This window comes from Sphingobacterium sp. GW821-FHT03E03 (genome assembly GCF_059420745.1).
Window position 1 is genome coordinate 1 of sequence record NZ_JBWKUH010000059.1, and the last position, 2,837, is coordinate 2,837.

3 protein-coding genes are annotated in these 2,837 nt (G+C 35.0%); 1 reads left to right on the forward strand and 2 read right to left on the reverse strand.

Features of this window, described 5'->3' with window-relative positions; genetic code table 11:
- A partial coding sequence (locus AC07UV_RS25585) for a TlpA family protein disulfide reductase (protein WP_495185834.1) occupies window positions 1-257 on the reverse strand: 257 nt, incomplete at its 3' end.
- An 834-nt stretch (window positions 258-1,091) separates the two neighbouring features.
- On the opposite strand from AC07UV_RS25585, the gene AC07UV_RS25590 reads away from it, so the two are divergent.
- The gene (locus AC07UV_RS25590) at window positions 1,092-1,607 is read left to right on the forward strand and encodes a helix-turn-helix domain-containing protein (RefSeq protein ID WP_495185835.1); all 516 of its coding nucleotides are present in this window, start codon (window positions 1,092-1,094) and stop codon (window positions 1,605-1,607) included.
- Between the two features lie 258 nt (window positions 1,608-1,865).
- Here the strand turns inward: AC07UV_RS25590 and AC07UV_RS25595 are convergent, their stop codons facing one another.
- Window positions 1,866-2,204: a helix-turn-helix domain-containing protein gene (locus tag AC07UV_RS25595; protein ID WP_495185836.1), complete on the reverse strand. Its 339-nt coding sequence runs from the start codon at window positions 2,202-2,204 to the stop codon at window positions 1,866-1,868.
- Between the last annotated feature and the right edge of the window lie 633 nt (window positions 2,205-2,837).

A 2,837-nucleotide genomic window follows, 5' to 3' on the forward strand; every position in this document is an offset into this window, starting at 1 on the left:
TTGGTGGCTCCTTGGAGCTGCCCGCCATGTTTGATCCCTGTGATGCAGCTGCCACACCAGGTGTTCCAAAAATCGAGTACAATGAGCTTTTTGTCCCTAAAATCGTCAAGAGTTATATTTGGTTTTCCATTTGCTGGCCTTACTGTATTCAGGGGCAGGTGCCACAGGGCATCGGGGATGCTGTCGCCGATCTGTAATGGTTTAGGACCCATGGCTCCGCTATCCTTGCGGGGCGTCTGGGCCGTTAAACTAAACATAGAAACAAAAAGGATTGTAAATGATATTAACGGGCGGTTCCACCTTCGGGACTTTGCTTTTAAAATATCTTTTAATATTAACAATATAAGTGTAATCATAATATGGTCTGTTTATGGCAGAAAAATTGCAGTGCGAAAAGAGCATATTTATCCCATTACGCTAATAGCGTTTATTTTTCGAAGAAAAATTGGTTTGTTTTTGGCTTATAATTATAAAATAACCGCCCCTTAGCCCTTGGAAAATTTATGACGGATTCGGCCGGAACAGAAGGGACGGTATATAGGTATCCGGAGGGTTATTCCGGAGGACAAGCTAATTTTTGAAGCAAGTACTTTTTGCTAGCATAAAAAGCAAAATAAGCATTACTGTTACCATTTTTCAATGATAAAAGATGATGCTTATTCTGTATACTTGTTGTTCTCATCAGCTCTTATTTCTAAGAACTCTCCAAGAAGTGGCAAAAATGGATTGACTGCCGGCTTATCTTTACAGCGAGGTTTTGGCGAAACCTTTACTCGTCACCCTAGGGTGTGACTTTCAGTGTTCCATACTTCGAAAAGTATGAGCAATGCTCAGATGAAGCAAGCGCCAACCCTACCCTAGGAGTTTATATCTCCCAAAGATAGGAAAATTGACGCATTACCCACCCCCGCATTGCTAAATCGCCAAATCCGCTACGAGAGTTCGATGTTGTCTAATTAATATCCTACTTTTTTATTCAATTCTGTTACAAGCTTATTTTATTACTTGTTTAAAACAAATATATCAATAATAATTTAAAAAAGAGAATTTATTTGCGCTTTTTTAGATTACTTTTATTTTGATTTTGTTGCATGAAAAAATTTAGTGCAACAATAACAAGGAACAATATATTTATATTAATCCGCTATAGTGGATTGACGTTGGAGGAATTCGGTAATATAATTGGATTGTCTAAAAGGTGGGTTCAATACTTAAAAGAAGGGAAATATGATTTTGATATACCTTCTATTGAAAAAGCTAGTAATTTCTTCAATGTACCATTTATTAAGTTAACTACAACTATTGTTACACCCAGTTTAGGATATCGTAAAATTTTGGAATTATATCATAAAAATAATACTGAATATAGTAAAATCCTGTCTGAACCTCCCTCAATTCCATATCTTATTGAATTCATCTTAATGAAAGACTCTGAGTTTACTACCAGAACCGAGATGGAAATTAAAGATATAAGACAAATTATAAGCAAATATAATCTTGCTTATAAGGGGAGCAGTCTATCTACAGAGCTCCAAAAGTCCGATTTTGTGGAATTCTGGTCACACCCTACAAAAAATAGGACAAATTTGTATAGAGCAAAAATATAAAACACTACCCAACCCAATTTCAACCCTTTTAATAGCAGAGAGGCTCAAATGGCAAATACAAACCGGCGGTTGACCCCTTAACTTAATGACATTGGGCCTAAGCCAACAGAAGGCAAGATGACCCAATTGTGCCAAGGGCGCCGGGGAGGAAAATCGGTGCGTGGGAGCGTTTATATTTTTACCCTTTGTATAGCTCTATATGGGATTACCGTAGGCAAATATGCAGATAAGATCATTTTATTTAAACTACCAAAATTTTTAATATCCGCTACCATTATACAATTGTTCGTAAAGATCAATGACCTTTTTCTGAAGTTCGATGACTTCGCTATCGCGTTGTTGCAACTTTTTCGATAGCGCATTAACTTCACTGACATACTCTTTATCCTCTTCTGAATCAGAAGTAGACAATAGTTGAACAACTGTTAAATTGAATAATTTTGAAATTTGATTTAGGCGAGACATATTCACATCTGTAATTCCTGTTTCAATTTTTGAAAACGCGGGGATAGAGATATCCAATCGCTTTGCGACATCCTCTTGACTCCACCCTTTTTGGTGTCTAAGCAATCTAATTTTTTTTCCTAATGCATTCATTCGCATGATGTTTTACCTAAATGTAGTAAAAAAATAATTAACAACGAAATTTATTGCGCTTACTTTTACCAATATTTAGAAGTCTTAAGGACTAACTTCACACACATATTCATTAAGTATTCCGTATAAAGCTCGTATAAATTCTTCTTCGATAAATAAATAGCCAAAGAAAACAATTAGCTCTTTAATTATTTTCAGTTCCCAAGCTGAACTCAAAACCCCGTATTAGACCGTTTGCCGTTTGAGGTTTAAGATTACCTAGAACAAAATGATTAAATCTCTTCAGATCATGAATGGCCTTTGTAGATAATCAATATCCGAAGAAAATCCGGCATTTTTGTTCAATTGGGAGTGAAAACCGTAAATTATTATACAGATCGAAGTAAAACGCGTGGCGGGAATTAAAACCTTACAACCTCCAATTTACTGTAAATAGGCATTTTAACACTTATTGAAAATTCGTTAAAAAATTTCAAAGCTTATCCCATACGCACAAAAAAACAAATATCTTACGATAGCATTTAATAAATATCAACAGCAGCAATACACAAATGTGTAGTAATACTATTAAAGAAATATTTATGAGTTAAATTTAATAACTTTACCCTCGTTAATTATATAATGTAAAAAAAC